Genomic DNA, 18,285 nt, shown 5'->3' with positions numbered 1-18,285 from the left:
TCTCCAAAAAGAGCCGGGCGTGCTTCTTCTTTCCTAAAATATCCCCGCCGGAGGCTTCTACGCTGCGTCTAGGCGGCGAACCCGTCTGTTTGGCGGGCCCAGAAGTTGGCGTAATATCCGTTGCGTGCCAATAATTCGTCGTGGGTGCCTGTTTCAACGATCTGCCCTGCGTGCAACACAACGATCCGGTCCATCTGGGCGATAGTGGACAAGCGGTGGGCGATGGCCAGCACGGTTTTGCCTTCGACCACCTGATCCAAGGCGGTTTGTATAGCGGCTTCGACTTCGCTGTCGAGCGCGGATGTGGCCTCGTCCAGAACCAGAATTGGCGCGTTTTTCAGGATGGCGCGGGCCAAGGCGATCCGTTGCCGTTGACCGCCTGACAGTTTCACGCCCCGTTCGCCCAAATGCGCATCATAACCTTTGCGACCTTTGTGGTCTTCCAGATCAAGGATGAAGTCATGGGCTTCGGCCCGTTTGGCGGCAAGGATCAACTCGGCCTCAGTTGCGTCGGGGCGACCATAAAGGATGTTGTCGCGGGACGAGCGGTTGAACATGGCGGTGTCTTGGGTGACCATGCCGATCTGGCGGCGCAGGTCTTCTTCGCTGACGTCGCGGATGTCTTGCCCGCCGATGCGGATCGCCCCGTCTTCGACGTCATACAGGCGCAGCAGCAGGGCGACCAAGGTGGATTTCCCTGCGCCCGAAGCCCCCACAATGCCCAGTTTTTCGCCGGCGTGGATCGTCAAGTCGATGTCCTGCACCCCGTTGCCGTCCCGACCATAGCCAAAGCTGACGTGGTCAAAGCGAATCTCGCCCGTGCCATCCAGCCCTTTTGGCGTGTCGGATTCATCCAGACGGTGGCGCGGGGTAAGCGTGCGCATGCCGTCCTCGACCTCCCCCACATTGGCCCAGATGCCCATCAGGGTAAAGCTGACCCAGCCTGTCATCTGGGCGATGCGGATGGAAATTGTTCCTGCGGCGGCAATATCACCTGCGGTCGCCAGTCCAAGGGACCACAGCCACAGCGTTCCGCCAATCAGGGCAACAGGCAGCAGGCCTGCGACCATCATCAGGGTCAGGCGGAACCCTGCGGACAGGATGCCGAAATCCAGCGCGCGGTCGCGGAATTCGGAAATTGCGCCGATGGCCGCGCGGTCTTCGTGGTCGGCATGGGCGAACAGTTTCACGGTCTTGATGTTGGTTATCGTATCCACAACCTGACCCGATACCATGGCACGCGTGCCCGCCCGCGCCTTGGATCGTTCACGGATGCGCGGCATGAACCAGCGGATCAGCAGCAGATACCCCACCACCCAAACCGCCAGGGCCACAGCCACAGATCCGTTGATGGAAGTCAGCAGCAACACCGATCCGATCAGGGAAGCCAATGCGAAAAACACCACGTTAATGACCTCGACCGCCACATCGGTCATGGCCCGCGCCGCCTGCATTTGTTTTTGTGCGATGCGGCCTGCGAAATCATTGTCAAAAAAGCTGACGGTCTGGCCCAGTGTCCAGCGGTGCAGCCGGGTCAGGACCAGCGGGTTCACGTTCGGGGCAACCAGTACGGAGTTGGCTGTCGAGGATGCGCCAAAGGCCAGAGGGCGCAGCACCAGAAAAAAGCCTGTGGCCATCAGCAACAGCGTCAGGTTTTGATCCCAGAATGTAGCAGGGCCGCTGTTCAGAGCCCCGTCGATGACCTTGCCAAGCAGGATGGCTGTGACCACTTCCAATGTACCGACAAAGGCCGACAGGATGCCTGCCACTGCCAGCCAGCCGAAAGCGCCGCTTAACGCCCAGCGAAAAAACCTACCCAATGTTTGTGGTGGGGGGCCGTCGGCCCGTGCAAAAGCGTCAATCAATCCAGCAAAGCGTCTCATCCAGCGTCCAGTCCTAGCATTTCACCCGATTGGCGGGACCAGAACCCCGCGTAGAGCCCGCCTTTGGCCAGCAATTCGGTATGGGTTCCGATCTCGGCAATGTGCCCGTCGTCCAGCACCACAATTCTGTCCATCCGCGCAATTGTACTTAGGCGGTGGGCGATGGCGATGACGGTTTTGCCCTCCATCACGCCAGACAAGGCGTTCTGGATCACGGCTTCGCTTTCACTATCTAGGGCGCTTGTGGCTTCGTCCAAGACCAGAATCGGGGCATCTTTCAGAACCACACGGGCCAGCGCAATCCGTTGGCGTTGCCCGCCCGACAGTTTGACGCCCCTCTCGCCCACATAGGCTTCCATACCGCGGCGGCCTTTAGGGTCTTCGAGGTCGGGGATAAAGTCAGCCGCATCCGCGCGGGTGATCGCATTTGTGATCGCGGCTTGCGATGCACCGGGCGCGCCGAGCAGGATATTGTCGCGCACAGAGCGGTGCATCAGCCCGGGTTCCTGTGTGACCATGCCAATGGCTGCGCGCAGGCTTTCCTGTTCCACGCCGCTGATGTCTTGACCGTCGATTTCGATCCGACCTGTTTCAGGGTCCATAAAGCGCAGCAACAGGTTGACCAGCGTGGTTTTCCCCGCGCCGGATCGCCCGACCAGCCCGACCTTTTCACCCGCCGCAATGGTCAGGTTCAATCCGTTCAACCCGCCCATATCGCGGCCATAGTGGTGGGCCACGTCCACCAGTTTGATTTCGCCCGCTGGAACCGTCAGGGGAGGGGCGTTGGGGGCATCTGTGACCGTGTGATCCGCTGAAATGCTCTCCATGCTCTCGTGGATTTTACCTGCGTTTTCAAACAGCAGGGCGCTGACCCACATGATCCAGGCGGTCATGGCAGACAAGCGCATCACCAGCGCGGTCACGGCGCTGATTTCCCCCACAGTCACCGCGCCTTTGGACCAGTAATACAGGGCCAGCCCAACCACGCCCACAATCAGGATGCCCGTCAGAATCCCCAGATCCAGCCTGATCCGCGTCCACAGCCGCAAGAACACCATAAAGCGTTCCCGATCCGCTTGGGCCGCTTGCAAGGCAAAGTCCCGCTCCCGCGCATCGCCCGAAAACAGCTTAACACTTTCGATATTGGTATAGGCGTCCACAATCCGCGCTGTGACCATGGAACGGGTCTGCGACATGGATTCAGATGCGGCAGAAATCTTGCGCCCCATGATGACGATATAGACGATAAAGGCGACCAGCCAGCCCAGCATCGGCAGTGCCAGCGCAGGGCTGATCGACGACATGATCCACAAAGCACTGAGGAAATAGATCGACACAAACCAGACCGCATCAAAAAAGGTAAAGACGTTGTCTTCCACCGCTGGGCCGATCTGCATTACGCGGTTGGCCAGCCGGCCTGCGAAATCATTGTGAAAAAATTCGCGGCTTTGACCCAGCATGTGATTGTGCGCCCGCCATCGCACCTGATCGCGCATGGCGCTGGACAGGGCTTGGTGTTGCAAAATCCCGTTCAGAAAGAACACAATTGGCCGCCCGAACAACAGCAGGGCCGCTACGGCTGCCAGTTCCAAGCCATACCGCCCCCACAAGGCCGCGCCATCGCTTTGGTTCACATAATCAATGATCTTGCCACTATAGCTGATCAGCCAAGTTTCCAGCAGCGCCACGCCCAGTCCGGCCAGCAACAGCCAGGGCAGCAGCTTTCGAAACGGATACAATTCACTGCGCACAAAGGCCCAGATATTGCGCGGCGGGGTGCCAAGGTCTCGTTTGGCAAAAGGATCGACGATAGATTCAAAAAAACGGTACATAACAAACTTTCAACAGGAGCATAAAGGTGCACCACGCGTTGGAATGACACTAAAAGTCAGGAAGCGGCCTGATCGGCCAAGGGGCAACAACGTGGCGTGATTGAGGATGGGCAAACGCCCACATCAAGGGGCTATAGGGTTTTCCCAGCCTTCTCGATTTTCCAGCAATTCATGCTTCACCTCTTTGTTGATGGCAAAGATGTAGCACCCCGAAAAATACCTGTCACCCCTTTCTTTTGCCAAAATACCCATAAGGGGATCGGGGACGTAAATCCCTGTTATGACAGAACGGCTTTTCATTGGGCTTTGGGCGGGGTATTTGGGACAGGTGCGTTACGAAAAATAGACTGGGGCCTGATCTTGGCAAAGAACGATACGATATGCGTTGCGGCGGTTATGGGGGCTTTCGGGGCCAAAGGCGAATTGCGTCTGAAATCATTTTGCGCCGAACCCGAGGATGTGGTCAGCTATGGTGCTTTGGCCTCTGAAGATGGCAGTCAAAGTTTTGAAATAACCGCCGCACGTCCGGTAAAAGGCGGCTTTGCTGTGCGCTTTAAAGGCATCCGCTTTCGGGACGAAGCTGAAAAACTGCGCGGGCTGCGGTTGTTTGTTCCCCGCACGGCCCTGCCCAATCTGCCGGATGACGAATACTACTATTCAGACCTGATCGGTATGACGGTGGTGGATACGGGGGGTGAAATCCTTGGCAAAGTGCGCGCAATGCACGATCACGGCGCGGGTGACATCATCGAATTGCGCCTGAAGTCGGGGGGGGACATCTTGCTGCCCTTCACCCTAGAAGTCGTGCCAACCGTGGATCTGACCGCCCAGCGGATCGTGGTTGATTTGCCCGAGGGTGTGATGCCCGATGGTGTGATAGATGACGGTTGATCCTGCACAGGATTTGACCACAGACCAGCGGGACAAGGATAAGCGGGCCGAAAAACACGCCCGCGAAAACGCAGCCTTTGCGGCCTTAAATGCGGCATTACAAACCCATCCCCAGCTGACTGGCCTGTTTGTCGAAGACTGCCTGCGCGTCGCCGAAGACCGCGCCGTTTTTTCAGCCCGACTGAACGATCAGCCTGTGGTGTTAAAACATTTTCACGGGAAACAGGGGCGCGGGGGGCAGGGCGCAGCACAGGCTGCATTGGTGCATGCGGAATTAACCTCTCGCTATCAGATCATGCACTCTGGTTCCTTGCGGGTGTGCCAGCCCGTGGCGCTGCTAGATGGCACTGGCATTACCCTGCGCGCCTTTCAGGCAGGCACCCGACTGGATCGCATTTTGCAAACCGCCGATGGCCCGACCCGCCGTCAAAAGTTGCAGCAGGCTGGCGCGTGGCTGGGGCTTTACACCAGTGATCGCACCAGCATCGGCAATTTTGGCCCGTGGAAATGGATCAAAACCCTACCTTCCGCCGAAAACACCCCCCATAAATCCCTGATTGCCAGCCTAAAAACCTGCCTGCGCCAGCAAGCGCCCGATCTGGTGGGGGTGCCTGTGCAAAAAGCCCGCACCCACGGGGATTTCGCCAGTCTGAACCTGATTTGCGATGGCCCCGATATGATCGGCATCGACATTGAAAACCAACACAGTCTTGCCCTGACCAAAGACATGGCGCGGTTTCTGGCGCAGGCGCAAAGCTATCGCCAGCCTGCATCCGGCTGGATGCCCGAAAGCGATCTTAGCGCCTTTCTGACAGGGTTCGGCCCGCTGCCGCAGCCCGATCAAATGCCGCTGTTGCGGTTTTTTTACGGTGTGGAACTGGGCAAACGCCTACTTAGCAACACGCCCCCGCCACAGGAAACCGCAAACCTTGCCGCCGCCTTGCACAGCTATGTCGCCAGCCCGATAGACAAACCCGCCCCAACAGATTAATCCGCCCCCATGTCCGACGATAAAAAACCACTATCCCACGGGATGAAAACCCGCAGCCTGACCCGTTCCCACGGGCGTCTGGCTGTACGCCCTTCTTTGAAGCCGACCGAGTTGATGACCAACACGCCTGATATCGCAGGGGCTTGGCGGGTCAAGGTGATCACCCTATTTCCGGATGCCTTTCCGGGTGTGCTGGGTCACTCCCTGATCGGCAAAGCCCTGCAAGATGGCAAATGGGCGCTCGACCCGATTGATCTGCGTCAGTTTGGCACCGGAAAACACCGCGATGTGGATGACACACCTGCGGGGGGCGGCGCGGGCATGGTGTTGAAAGCCGATGTGGTGGGCGCGGCCTTTGATGCGGCGCGTCCGGGCACGCCAGTGGATCAACACCGCTGGCCGGTGATCTATCTGTCCCCACGGGGCAAACCCTTTACCCAAGCCATGGCCCAGCAGTTTTCAAAGGCTGAAGGCATGACCCTATTATGTGGCCGCTTTGAAGGCGTGGATGAAAGGGTGCTTGAAGAATATAACGTTCAGGAAGTCTCGCTCGGGGATTTTGTACTGACAGGGGGCGAAATTGCTGCGCAGGCCCTGATCGACGCCACCGTGCGCCTGTTGCCGGATGTTCTGGGCAATGCTGCCTCTACTGAAGAGGAAAGCCACTCAAACGGCCTGCTGGAGCACCCGCAATACACCCGCCCCGCCGAATGGAAGGGCCGCACAATCCCTGAAACCCTGACATCGGGCCACCACGGGAATGTGGAAAAATGGCGCCGCGAACAATCCGAAAAGATCACCCGATCCCGCCGCCCAGACATGTGGGCCGCCTACCAAGCGGACAAAGACTAACACAGCCGCTTCAATGTTCCCCAAATACTCAGACGTCCCACAGGCCAAACACCTGCAAAACCCTTGCATAGTTGCCCCGCGCGCCCTATACGACCCCGTGCTCTGACCCGATCCGAGTCGCGCTGCCGCCTTTGGTTCTTCCCAATTTCGCGCGCGGATCACTGGGGATCGGAAAAGACCACATTCAAAAGGAACGTCACCTTATCTCTGGCGGGCACTGCGGTGGACCCGGAAGAAGACCAAGAGCTATGAGGCCGACATCAAACTTCGCCAATAAAATGGCGGGCAAAAAGGACTAAAACGATGAACGTCATCGAACAGCTCGAAGCTGAACAAATCGCCACTCTTGGCAAAGAAATCCCTGACTTCAAAGCAGGCGACACCATCCGCGTAGGGTATAAAGTGACCGAGGGCACGCGCTCTCGTGTGCAAAACTACGAAGGTGTCTGCATTGCACGTAAAGGCGGTTCTGGTATCGCTGCGGCTTTCACAGTACGCAAAATCTCTTTCGGTGAAGGCGTAGAACGTGTGTTCCCTCTGCACTCCACCAACATCGACAGCATCACTGTTGTCCGTCGTGGCCGTGTACGGCGCGCGAAACTGTACTACCTGCGGGATCGTCGTGGTAAATCCGCACGTATCGCGGAAAAAACAAACTATCGTCCATTGGGCGGCTCCGAAGCGTAAACTCCGTTTCGTTGAGCGTTTGAGAGCGGCCTTCGGGCCGCTCTTTTCTTTTGTGGACCCTGAAATCTCTTATTTTACCGACGCAGAGGCGTTACCTGTTTCCAATTCACCACAAATTTTCGCAGTTCCCTGCCATAGTTTCCAAATTCCCGCCATAATCCTGTGCCACCCTAAGCGCTGTTGCGATTGATTTTCAGGGTGATCAGCATGCTTTCCTTTATGATGCGCACATTCGCGTTGTCTCTGTCTATATTCTGGCGCGCGTTGCCCTGTTGGGCTTTGCTGGCGGCCATACTTTATGCGATCTTCAGTTTTTTCGCGGAAAGCCCGATCATTTTCCTGATCCTGCTGGGCTTTGGTGCGGGTACTTTGATGGTGTTCATGCTCTTTGTGAACATTCGCTCCGGCTTGATTGTCGCGGACGCGGTGACCCCCACCGATCTGGGCAAGCTGTTCCTGCGTTCGTTCAAATTCTTTCGCTTCTTTGCCATTTTCAACTTTATGATGACCGGCATTTCTGTAGGGGCCTATTGGGTTGCCGCGCAGATGGGGATTTTTGATATGGACATGGCTATCAGCGCCGTGACGTCCGGCGATCCCGAAGAAACCGCAGCCCTGATGGCCACGCTGTCACGCCCCTCGGTCTATGGGTATTTCGCTGTGACCCAGACCCTGTCGCAATTCGCCTATGCCGCGCTGGCGGTTCCTGTGGCGGCAAATGCGGCGGCTTGCAGCCCCAAAGCCCGCAATTATGAGATTTTCTGGGGGTTCGGGGCCTCGGCCTTTCGGATGTTCCTGCTGATGCTGGTGGCAGGCACAATCGTCACGGGGTTGGTACTGGTGTACGGCTTTGTCCTGCTGACCATGCCGGTGTTTGACGGCCTGTCCCTGCTGCAAGTCACAAGCGTCGAGGAATTAACCGCGCCCACCAGTACGGCGTCGTATCTGATGATTGCTGTACTGGTTCTATTCCCGATCGCAGGCTTTGTCTGGATGGTCAGCCTGTGGAGCGCGGGGGCCACCCTGTGTTTCATCGCCCACCGTGATCGCCGTCAGGCCGAGAATGACTTTGAAATTTCCCGCGTCTTTGAACGACCTTACTCGACCGAGGATTTACGCGCTTTGCGCATGTCGCGGATGTAAATCCTGACCAATTTTAGGTGGGGCGAAAGTTTCCCCAATCGCACACCCCAGCGGGGCAAGATAACCGCTTGCCCCGTTGGTTTTTCTGGTCTATACGCCGATTTCTGTAATTCATGCAGGGCGACCGCGTTACCGGATACTTATTGTTTGCCGCAATCGGATCAGTCCTACACTTTGGAGCTTAGATATGAAAAAAGACCTGCACCCCGCATACCACATGATCGAGGTCAAACTGACCGACGGCACAACCTATAAAACCCGCTCCACCTATGGTGAAGAAGGGTCCACATTGGTTCTGGATATTGACCCCTCCGTGCACCCGGCATGGACTGGTGGCAACCAGAAACTTATGGATGCCGGTGGTCGCGTATCCAAGTTCAAAAAGAAATACGAAGGCCTTGGCTTCTAAGCCAGTCTTTCGCTCTTTTGAAAACGCCGTTCCGCAGTGGGACGGCGTTTTTGATTCAGGATTACTTAAGATTGTTTCGGTTTACATCGCCGCAGGCGAACATTTCCGCAACAGGCAGGCGTTTCCGTATTGGAAACAATATTGTATTCGAATAATCCATGCGCCATAGTGCGGCCAAGCCCACACAATAGAACTCTCTACAATAATCAGGGCAGGGGACACCAATGGCGTATATCATCGTCTTCGGAAATGAAAAAGGCGGCTCTGGCAAATCGACCACAGCCATGCATGTTCTAACCGCCCTTCTGCGCAGCGGTTTTAAAGTAGGTGTTGTGGATCTTGATCTGCGTCAGCGAACGCTGGGCCACTATGTGGAAAATCGCGTAGATTACGTGAAAAAGAACGATATCCCGCTGCCTCTGCCGCAGTTGGCAGAAATGAAAACTGCCGAACAGCTTGGTTTGGAGCCCGGGGATGAGGCGACGCTGGTCGCTTTCCAAAAGGCGATCCTGCTGCTGGATGAAGACAACGACTTTATCGTGGTGGATTGTGCGGGTTCACATTCGGCACTGGCAGAACTGGCCCATGCTATGGCTGACACATTGGTCACGCCGATGAACGACAGTTTCATCGACTTTGACCTTTTGGCCCGTGTGGACCCTGAAACCAATGCAGTGACAGGCCCTAGCGTTTATTCCGAAATGGTTTGGGAAGCACGCAAGGCTCGCGCTGAAACCGGTGCGAAACCCATCGACTGGATTGTGACCCGCAATCGGGTTGGCGCACAAAACATGCACAACAAACGCAAAGTCGGCGCCGCGCTGAAAGACCTGTCCCGCAGGATTGGTTTTCGTCTGGCCCCCGGTTTTTCCGACCGCGTTGTGTTTCGGGAACTATTCCCCCACGGGCTGACCCTGTTGGACATCAAAGATGTGGGCGGTGGATCGTTGAATATTTCCAATGTGGCGGCCCGTCAGGAAGTCCGCGATCTGGTGGCGGAATTGAAACTGCCAGATGTAAACGTGGACTTTTAGGACTGTTTTAACGTCGCCACAGCCCGAAAATCCGACCATCAATGGCCGCCAGCCCTGCGCCGATCACGGCCAGGCCTGCAATCTGGTTCCAGCTCAGAACCTCTCCCAACACCATCACGCCCAGCAGAATTGCGCTGGGAGGAATGATGAATGTCACCAGCGCAAGATTTGTGGCGCCAGCGGTGGACAGGATGCGGAAATAGAGGAAATAGGCAAAAGCCGTGGATAGAACCGTCAACCCCGTTAGCGCCCAGACCACATGGGCGGACGGCAGCGGCAGCAGCCAAGGTTGATCCAGCGTCATCACCACGGGCACCAAGATCATCGTCGAAGCACAGACCTGACCTGTGGCCGTGGCCAAAGGCGGCACGCCAAGACGGGCAAACCGTTTGCCAAAGATCGACGCGAAAGCATAAGAAATCCCTGCGCCCAAAATCGCCAGATGGGGTAGCAACTTGCCCTCCATCCCTACACCGCCACCCATCAGGATAAACACACCCGTAAACCCCAACACAACGCCTGCAATCCGCCCGCGTGACATCTGTTCGTCCTGCGTCAGGAAATGCGCAGCGATCACGGTAAAGATCGGCGTCATAGCGTTCAGGATGGATGCGACACCACTGGCCAACTCGGTCTGTGCCCAAAAGATCAGGCTGAAGGGGATCACATTATTGATCAGCCCCATACCCAAAAACGCCAGCCAAACGGTTTTGCTGCGGGGCATTTTGATCCCCAAAAACCGCAGGACCAGCAGCAGGATCAATGCCGCGCCGCCGACGCGCGCCAGTGCGATAGTCATCGGCGGCAGTTCGGTCACGGCAATCGCCACAAAAAAGAACGACCCGCCCCAGACCAGTGACAGCCCGAAAAGCATTGCCCATTCAAGCGGGCTCATAGGGTGTGATACGTGTTTCATCCCTACGCTATGGCGCAAATCTCGGGGCTGGGCGACCCGTTTCTTGTGCTGGATCGTTTCGGGGTGCCAAATCTTGCCCGTTTTGCCAAAACACCCGTTTCGCGGTTGAGTTTTAGCGAAATTACCCCACATATATGGGAAAATTGTAAGGCAGAGATGATGCGTTGGATTATTAGAATATTTGTTGCCCTTGTGGCCTGTGTTGTTGTGGCAGTGGCGCTTTTGTTCATGCTGCCTGCGGATCGGATCGGGCAGTTGGCCTCGGATCAACTGGAAAGACAGACTGGACGCACATTGACTCTGTCGGGGGATTTCAGCCCCACGTTATTCCCGACTTTGGGCGTTAAAACCGGCGCGATTACCGTTTCCAACGCAGATTGGGCGACCGAACCTTTGATGGTCACAGCTAAGGGGGCCTCGGTCGGGGTGAACCTGTCTGCGCTGATCGGTGGCACGGTTGAAATCGAAACATTCGAACTGCTGTCCCCTGTGGTGCATCTGGAACGGGCCGAAGACGGCCGCGTGAACTGGGATCTGAGCACAGGCGCGACTGCGGCAACAGAAGGCACTTCTGCTACGACGACTGCTGCGACGACCACCAGCGCCACGCCTTCGCTGGAATTGGGGCGGATCGAGGACGGGCAGGTGATTTTCAGTGATCGCAGCGCAGGCACCACCCATACGCTGAGCGGGATCAACGGCACTGTATCCCTGCCAAAGGGCGAGACCAAAGCCGTTGTCGATCTATCTGCGGCCGTTGACGGGCGCATCGGTGCAGTTGCCGCCACGCTGGACAATTGGCCAGCGCTGCTGGGAGAGGGAATTTCCCCTGTGGATGGCACTTTTTCCTTTGGCGATGACAGTGTTGCGCTGAAAGGTATGGTAGGTTTGGGCGATCCGGTGCCCACAATAGACGCCGCCATAACCGCGCAAATGGCGGATCCCGCTAAAACACTGGCAAGTCTTGGCCTTGCCGCGCCAACACAACTGACCGCACTTAGCGATGTAGCCCTTGAGGGGAAATTGCTGCTGTCAAAGGCGGGTGTTTTTGTGGAAACCGCGCTGAATGGCACATACGGGTCAGGGCCGCTGGCGGGCAAGCTGACGCTGACAGGTGATGACGGCTGGCTTGATACCCCTGAATTCGCCACCGATCTGTCCTTGTCGCTGGGGGGAATGGGAGACCTTGGCTTTAAGGGGCGCGCGGGGCAGGGCAGTCCGAACCTGCTGTCAGGCGATGTGACGGCCAGATTCAGCGATTTGCGCGGTGTGATGAAAATCGCCGGTGTGGATGCGGGCACCCCTGCAGGCACGTTTCAAACCGCCAAGGTTTCGGGCAATCTGCGGGTGGCAGCATCCGGTCAGACCCGTTTGAAGGATGCGCAGATCACGCTGGATCAGAACACAGTGTCTGGTGAAATTGTCTTCAAGCCTGCCGATCGCCCCTTGATTGAGGCCTCGTTAAGCGCGGGCAAGCTGGACCTGAAAGCCTATACCGCTGACACCAGTAGCGGGTCTTCTGGCAGCAGCGGGGCCACGGCTTCTGGCTGGTCCAAAGAACCGATCCGCCTGCAAGGGCTGGACGCGGTGGATGCGGATGTGACGCTGACGGCCGCGGGCATTGATCTGGGCGTCAGCGCGCTTGGTAAAACCGATGTAACGGCGAAATTGCGCAACGGCTTGCTGACCCTGAACCTGCGCGAAGTGCGTGCGTTTCAAGGGGCGTTGTCTGGCACGATCAGCCTGCGTGGTGGCAATACGGTGGCGTTTGACACCAATCTGACAGCCCGCGATGTGCAGTTGGAACCCTTGCTGGGGCAATTGCTGGAAATGGACCGCCTTAGCGGGACAGGCACCACCCATCTGGCGCTGAACGGCAGTGGCGGCAGCTTGGACCAGATCATGACCTCGTTGTCTGGTAAGGGCGATGTGACCTTTGGCAACGGCGCCATCAAGGGCATTGATCTGGCCGCCATGATGCGCAACCTGCAATCGGCTTTTGGCGGTTTTGAAGGCGCAACCGAATTCACCAGTTTGGATGGCACGTTTTCCATGGAAAAGGGCGTGTTGCAAAACGTCGATCTGTCACTGATCAGCCCGTTGTTTAAGGCTGCGGGTAAAGGATCGGTCGATATCGGCGGGCAGGCGATGAACTATGTGGTGACGCCAACGCGGTTGTCCAAAGATGCAGAGTTTTCTGTGCCTGTAATCATCACGGGGCCGTGGGATAACCTGAAATTCCGCCCCGATCTGGATAAATTGTTGAACCTGCTGCTGGATGGAAAGTTGAAAGACAATGCGGATGTTCAAAAGGCCAAAGAAAAGCTGGAAAATGTAAAAAACAAGCTGAAAGACCCCGAAGCAGCTTTGAAAGCCAAGCTGCAAAAGGAACTGGCCAAAAAGAACGGGACTGCCGAACAGCCGAAATCCTTGGAAGAAACCGCCAAGGATAAACTGGAAGACGAGGTCGGAAACGCCCTGCGCAAGCTGTTTGACTAGGCTTTAGATTATGCGGTGGGCCAATCACAGGCCCGCCGCATCATTTGTAAACTGGTGCGCGCTTTTGCATTTGCGCTGTGACGGTTTCCATCTGGTTCGGGTAGCCGATGATCTTGGATTGTAGCTTACCTTCCAGCGCCAGCCCCTCTGATCCTGCAGGCCAGACTTGATCCACCAGCGCCTTGCTGCCCTGTACGGCTTCCGGGGAACGGGCCGCCAGATTTGCTGCCATGGCCCGCGCTGCTGTGATAGGATCATCCGAAATCCACGTGGTAAGGCCAAGGGATAAGGCCTCGTCAGCTTCCACCACACGGCCGGTCATGATCAGCTCTTTTGCCTGATCCGCACGCATCAGTTGGGGCAGGGATTGGGTGATGCCCATATCGGGAATAATCCCCCATTTTGCCTCCATAATCGACATTTTGGCACTGGGGGCCATAAAACGGAAATCCGCAGCCAGCGCCAGTTGAATGCCGCCGCCAAAGGCCACGCCTTCAATGGCGGCGATCACCGGAACCTGCAATTCCTGCCAGACCACGGTGGGGCGCTGGAACCTGTTGCCGCGCCCGTTTTCAGGCGGGGTGGCCAGCATGGCGCGTACCTGATCTATGGTGGCGGCAAATTCCATTAATGCACTGGTATCAATACCTGCGCAAAAACAGCCGCCCGCGCCATAGATCACCACAGCACGCACATCTTTGTTCCCTTTTAACGATTCACCCGCCGCTGCGAGTTCATCGAAAAACTGCGTATCCAGCGCGTTTTTCTTTTCGGGGCGGTTCAGCATCACCTCGGCGACGTGATCTTTGATTTCGATGGTCAGACGCTCATACATGCGGTTTCTCCCTGCTGTCGGGGCAGTTTGCGCCAAAATTACACCGCTTAGAAGCCCCCTTTGCGGTGACGTGGCGTTTCGCATTGGAGCGTGTGAAAAACCTGTGGGATAGGTCGCTTTTTGTCCTGACGGGCCTGTGGGATCGGTCTAGAACCACAGAGCAGTTTTAGGAGCAGACCATGGCAATTCTTCTGGGTGTAGACACAGGTGGCACATACACGGACGCGGTTCTGATCCGCGGCGAGGATGAAGTGATCGCAACCGCGAAATCCCTGACCACCCGCCATGATCTGGCCGAAGGCGTGGGCAAAGCCGTGCAGGCGGTGCTGGCGCAATCCGGTGTCACGCCGGACCAGATCGCGCTGTCGTCCCTCTCTACAACCCTTGCCACAAATGCGCTGGTTGAGGGGCAGGGCGCGCGGGTCTGTCTGGTGTTCATCGGGTTCGGGGCCAAAGACATCGCCCGCCAAGGGCTGGATGAGGCCCTGCGCGGGGATCCGGTGATCTCGGTCGCGGGGGGGCATAGCCACGCGGGAACTGAAGCGGCCCCCTTTGACGCTGACGCCTTGCGCTATGCCTTAGCAGGGTTGGATGGCGCTGTTTCAGGCTTTGCCATCGCCAGCCAGTTCGCCACCCGCAACCCTGCTCATGAAATTGCCGCGCGGGATATTATCCGCGCTGAAACTGGTGCCCCTGTGACCTGTTCGCACGAACTGTCGGCCAAGCTGGGCGGCCCGAAACGGGCGATGACTGCGGTGCTGAACGCGCGGCTGATCGGGATGATTGACCATCTTATCGGGGCCACGGAAAGCTATCTGAAAACCATCGGCATCACCGCCCCGATGATGGTCGTGCGCGGCGACGGTGCGTTGATTTCCGCTGAAATGGCGCGGGAGCGGCCGATTGAAACCATTCTGTCAGGCCCAGCCGCCAGCATTGTAGGGGCCCGCTGGCTGACCCAGGAAACAGATGCGCTGGTCAGTGATATTGGCGGCACTACCACTGATGTGGCCGTGCTGCGCGACGGACGTCCGATGATTGACCCGCAAGGCGCACAAGTGGGCGGGTTCCGCACCATGGTCGAGGCAGTTGCCATGCGCACAACAGGGCTTGGCGGCGACAGCGAAGTCCATCTGGAGCGGGACGGGTTGTCAGGCGGTCTAACTCTTGGCCCTCGCCGCGTGCTGCCGATTTCATTGGCCGCACAGCAATTCCCCGAGGTGGTTAAACGCGCGTTAGAGCAGCAGATCACCAAAGAACGGCTGAGCGAATATGACGGGCGTTTTGTGGTGCCGATCCGCCATTCGGGCCATGCGCCGGGTGGGTTAAGTGAGCGGGAGGCCCGCGTGCTGGACCGGCTGGGCGATCAGGCTTGGGAAATGGGCAAATTGCTGACCAACCGGATGGAGGCATCGGCACTGACCAAACTGGTGTCGCGGGGATTGGTGATGATTTCGGCCGTCACGCCATCTGATGCGGCCCATGTTCTGGGCATTCTGGACAGTTGGGACGGGCACGCGGCTCACACTGCGCTGACCCTGTTTGCCCGCCAGCGCAACGGGTCAGGGATGCGCATTGCGCCGGATGCGGAAACCATCGCGCGCAACATCATTGATCAGGTGACGCAACAGACCTGCGAAACTCTGCTAGAAGCCGCCTTTGGCGAGGATGAGACCGATTTTGAACTGCCTGCCGCGCAATTGGCGCGTCATGTTTTGACCCGTTTTGGCACGCAGCATTATCGTGGTTTGGTGGCGCTGGATGTTGGATTAAACCTGCCGGTGATCGGGCTTGGGGCCTCTGCCCACAGCTACTACGGCGCGGTGGGGGAACGATTGTCCACGCGGATGATCCTGCCCGAACATGCGGGCGTCGCCAATGCGATTGGCGCGGTTGTGGGGCAGGTTTCCATGCGCAAATCGGGGTTGATCACCAGCGCAGGGGAAAACCGTTACCGCGTGCATTTCCATGATGGACCCGAGGATTTCACCGAGTTGGACACGGCCCTTAACGCCCTTGAAACCCACCTCAGCAGCGCCGCCCTGGCCGATGCCAAAGCATCCGGCGCTGAAGGTATTCGCGTGCGCACGGAAAACACCATGCGCAACGCTTCGGTCGAGGGGCGCAATGTCTTTGTTGAGGCTGAAATCACCGCCATTGCGTCAGGACGCCCCAGAATAGCAGGCTAGCTTCTTGGCGCGCCGGAATTTTCGGCGTCCGGCTCTGTGCTGTCTGATTGCTCTGTGTCGTCCTCTGCCACGTCTTCCGCGTCAGCAGGGGCTTCCACGATCTGGCTGAGGTTGGACAGGAAGCTGGTGTACAAATCTGTGTTCACCCGTCTGGCCCGATCTACATATTCAGCGTTTTTCTCGTTCGGAATGTCGGGATCCCACAGGCCAGCCAGCTCAGCCAGCGCATGGCGGTCGGCTTCAAAGAATTGCTCGCGGGCGCGTTCCGCCTCAAATTCCGCCCAGCCCATGCCTTGCAGCATGTATTTCCCCGCTCGCAAGGCACTGTCGAAACTTTCGCGCACAATTTCATCCGCCCCCGCACGGTACAGACGATAGACGTGGTCGCGGTCATAGGCGCGGGCAATGATGTAAAGGTCAGGGCGTTCCTTGCGGGCGTGCTCCACCAGTTTAATGGCAGCGGCCTGATCATCCACAGCCACCACCAAGATCTTAGCCTCCATCAATCCGGCGGAATGCATCAGATCAGGGCGCGTCGGGTCCCCGAAATAGCCCTTCACCCCAAAGCGCCGCATGGCGTCGATCTGGGCGATTTGACGGTCGATCACAACGGTTTTAATCCCCGTGGCCAGCGCCAGCCGGTTGACGATCTGGCCGAACCGCCCGATGCCCACGATAATCACGGTGCCTTGCTCGTCGATTTCATCTTCTTCGTGGTTCTGCGTGTCATCCACCATTTTATGGGTCAAACGGTCATAAACGATGAACAACAACGGGGTCAGCAACATGGACAGGGCCACGATCAGCGACAGTTGTTGGGACAGGGTATAGGGGATCACATTGGTCTGCACCGTCGTGGACAGCATAACAAAGCCGAACTCGCCCGCTTGGGCCAGCGACAGGATAAACAGCCATTGATTGCGGCCTTTCAGTTTGAACAAGACGCTGAGCCCCGCCAAAATCAGCCCTTTGATCAGCATCACTGTCAAAGTCATGCCAAGGATCGCCGCAAGATTGGCCCAAAGCACGTTGAAATTGATCCCCGCGCCCACGGTGATGAAAAACAACCCTAAAAGCAGACCTTTAAAGGGTTCAATGTCGCTTTCCAATTCGTGGCGGAATTCAGAGTTGGCCAGTACAACCCCCGCCAGAAACGTGCCCAAAGCGGGGGAAAGCCCGACCATTGTCATCAAAAGTGCCGTGCCCAACACCAGCAACAGAGCGATGGCCGTGAAAATTTCGGGCAGGCGGGACCGCGCTACATAGCGAAAGATCGGTCGCGTGCAATAAACCCCGAACAGGATCACCACCCCCACAGCCCCCAGCGTTACCAAGGTTACCCCCCAGCCGGGCAGGCCTTCGATCAGGGACATGGTGGCATGGGTGTCTTTGCCGTGGCTGGCGAAGTTCTTGAAATCCCCCAAAGCCAGCAGCGGAATCAGTGCCAGCATCGGAATGACAGCAATATCCTGCGTCAACAGCACAGAAAAGGCCGAGCGCCCGCCTTGGGTTTGCATCAGTTGCTTTTCATTCAAGGTTTGTACCACGATCGCGGTGGAGGACAGGGCAAAGGTCAACCCGATTGCCAAGGCAATAAACCACGGCTGGCCGAACAGGCTGAAGGCGGCGGTAATGGCCAGCGTTGTCAGGGAGACCTGTAAGCCGCCAAGCCCGATCAACCGATGGCGCATATCCCACAGCGCGCGGGGTTCCAGTTCCAGCCCGACGATAAACAGCATCATAACCACGCCGAATTCGGCAAAATGCTGTAGGTCTTTCGCCTCGTTTCCGATCAGCCCTGTAAGCGGCCCGATCACCACCCCCGCAATCAAATATCCCAGAACCGAGCCCAACCCGGCCCGTTTCGCCAAAGGCACCGCAATCACTGCGGCAGCCAGATAAATAGAGGCCTGAAGAAGAAAACTTTCCATAGAAATCCTGTTTGGGTCTTGCGTTTGTGCAAGGGTATTCGCTTTGAAATGCCAGACAAGGGCTAAAGCAGGGATTTCAGTGGAATAATGAATGCTTCCGCGAAATACCGCCCGCCCTGTGCATCTGCCAGCCGAAAGTCAAAAAATCGTCTTGGGGTTGTTACAAATTGCGTTTATGAAAGTCGAAACTTAC

14 protein-coding genes are annotated in these 18,285 nt (G+C 57.3%); 9 read left to right on the top strand and 5 right to left on the bottom strand.

Annotation, left to right across the window (positions count from 1 at the left end):
- Positions 1-68 precede the first annotated feature (68 nt).
- Both GGE09_RS09040 and GGE09_RS09035 read right to left on the bottom strand, forming a co-directional pair.
- Positions 69-1,883 (bottom strand): ABC transporter ATP-binding protein, encoded by a 1,815-nt coding sequence (locus GGE09_RS09040; RefSeq protein ID WP_309745780.1) that lies wholly within the window; start codon positions 1,881-1,883, stop codon positions 69-71.
- Positions 1,880-3,715: an ABC transporter ATP-binding protein gene (locus GGE09_RS09035; RefSeq protein WP_309745779.1), complete on the bottom strand. Its 1,836-nt coding sequence runs from the start codon at positions 3,713-3,715 to the stop codon at positions 1,880-1,882. Before GGE09_RS09035 ends, GGE09_RS09040 begins: the two co-directional genes overlap by 4 nt.
- A 360-nt stretch (positions 3,716-4,075) precedes the next feature.
- Here GGE09_RS09035 and rimM point away from each other — a divergent pair, with 360 nt between their 5' ends.
- From rimM to GGE09_RS09000, 7 genes are all read left to right on the top strand, one after another.
- Positions 4,076-4,606, top strand: coding sequence for a ribosome maturation factor RimM (gene rimM, locus GGE09_RS09030; protein WP_309745778.1), 531 nt, complete (start codon positions 4,076-4,078; stop codon positions 4,604-4,606).
- On the top strand, positions 4,596-5,597 hold the full coding sequence (locus tag GGE09_RS09025) for a hypothetical protein (protein WP_309745776.1): 1,002 nt from the start codon (positions 4,596-4,598) through the stop codon (positions 5,595-5,597). Before rimM ends, GGE09_RS09025 begins: the two co-directional genes overlap by 11 nt.
- Positions 5,598-5,606: 9 nt before the next feature.
- Positions 5,607-6,449: a tRNA (guanosine(37)-N1)-methyltransferase TrmD gene (trmD, locus tag GGE09_RS09020; RefSeq protein ID WP_309745775.1), complete on the top strand. Its 843-nt coding sequence runs from the start codon at positions 5,607-5,609 to the stop codon at positions 6,447-6,449.
- A gap of 303 nt (positions 6,450-6,752) precedes the next feature.
- Entirely contained in the window at positions 6,753-7,136 is a 384-nt protein-coding gene (rplS, locus tag GGE09_RS09015; protein ID WP_309745774.1) for a 50S ribosomal protein L19, read from the top strand.
- Positions 7,137-7,343: 207 nt separating this feature from the next.
- Positions 7,344-8,279, top strand: coding sequence for a hypothetical protein (locus GGE09_RS09010; RefSeq protein ID WP_309745773.1), 936 nt, complete (start codon positions 7,344-7,346; stop codon positions 8,277-8,279).
- Positions 8,280-8,466: 187 nt separating this feature from the next.
- Positions 8,467-8,688: a 50S ribosomal protein L31 gene (gene rpmE, locus GGE09_RS09005; RefSeq protein ID WP_309745772.1), complete on the top strand. Its 222-nt coding sequence runs from the start codon at positions 8,467-8,469 to the stop codon at positions 8,686-8,688.
- 224 nt (positions 8,689-8,912) lie between these two features.
- Positions 8,913-9,722 (top strand): division plane positioning ATPase MipZ, encoded by an 810-nt coding sequence (locus GGE09_RS09000; RefSeq protein ID WP_309745771.1) that lies wholly within the window; start codon positions 8,913-8,915, stop codon positions 9,720-9,722.
- 7 nt (positions 9,723-9,729) lie between these two features.
- On the opposite strand, the gene GGE09_RS08995 is transcribed toward GGE09_RS09000, so the two are convergent.
- The gene (locus GGE09_RS08995) at positions 9,730-10,638 is read right to left on the bottom strand and encodes a DMT family transporter (protein WP_309745770.1); all 909 of its coding nucleotides are present in this window, start codon (positions 10,636-10,638) and stop codon (positions 9,730-9,732) included.
- Between GGE09_RS08995 and GGE09_RS08990 the strand changes: the two genes are divergently transcribed.
- Positions 10,630-13,137: an AsmA family protein gene (locus GGE09_RS08990; protein ID WP_309745769.1), complete on the top strand. Its 2,508-nt coding sequence runs from the start codon at positions 10,630-10,632 to the stop codon at positions 13,135-13,137. The genes GGE09_RS08995 and GGE09_RS08990 overlap by 9 nt on opposite strands.
- 40 nt (positions 13,138-13,177) lie before the next feature.
- Here the strand turns inward: GGE09_RS08990 and GGE09_RS08985 are convergent, their stop codons facing one another.
- On the bottom strand, positions 13,178-13,972 hold the full coding sequence (locus tag GGE09_RS08985) for a crotonase/enoyl-CoA hydratase family protein (protein WP_309745768.1): 795 nt from the start codon (positions 13,970-13,972) through the stop codon (positions 13,178-13,180).
- Positions 13,973-14,151: 179 nt separating this feature from the next.
- On the opposite strand from GGE09_RS08985, the gene GGE09_RS08980 reads away from it, so the two are divergent.
- Positions 14,152-16,161, top strand: coding sequence for a hydantoinase/oxoprolinase family protein (locus tag GGE09_RS08980; RefSeq protein ID WP_309745767.1), 2,010 nt, complete (start codon positions 14,152-14,154; stop codon positions 16,159-16,161).
- Here GGE09_RS08980 and GGE09_RS08975 read toward each other — a convergent pair.
- A complete protein-coding gene (locus GGE09_RS08975) occupies positions 16,158-18,092 on the bottom strand; it encodes a monovalent cation:proton antiporter-2 (CPA2) family protein (RefSeq protein WP_309745766.1) in 1,935 nt (644 codons plus the stop codon). The two genes, GGE09_RS08980 and GGE09_RS08975, sit on opposite strands and share 4 nt — an antisense overlap.
- Between the last annotated feature and the right edge of the window lie 193 nt (positions 18,093-18,285).

Source organism: Roseobacter sp. N2S, assembly GCF_031454055.1.
Lineage (GTDB): Bacteria > Pseudomonadota > Alphaproteobacteria > Rhodobacterales > Rhodobacteraceae > Amylibacter.
Note: the sequence above shows the minus strand (reverse complement) of the source record. Positions and strands in the feature narration are given on the sequence as shown.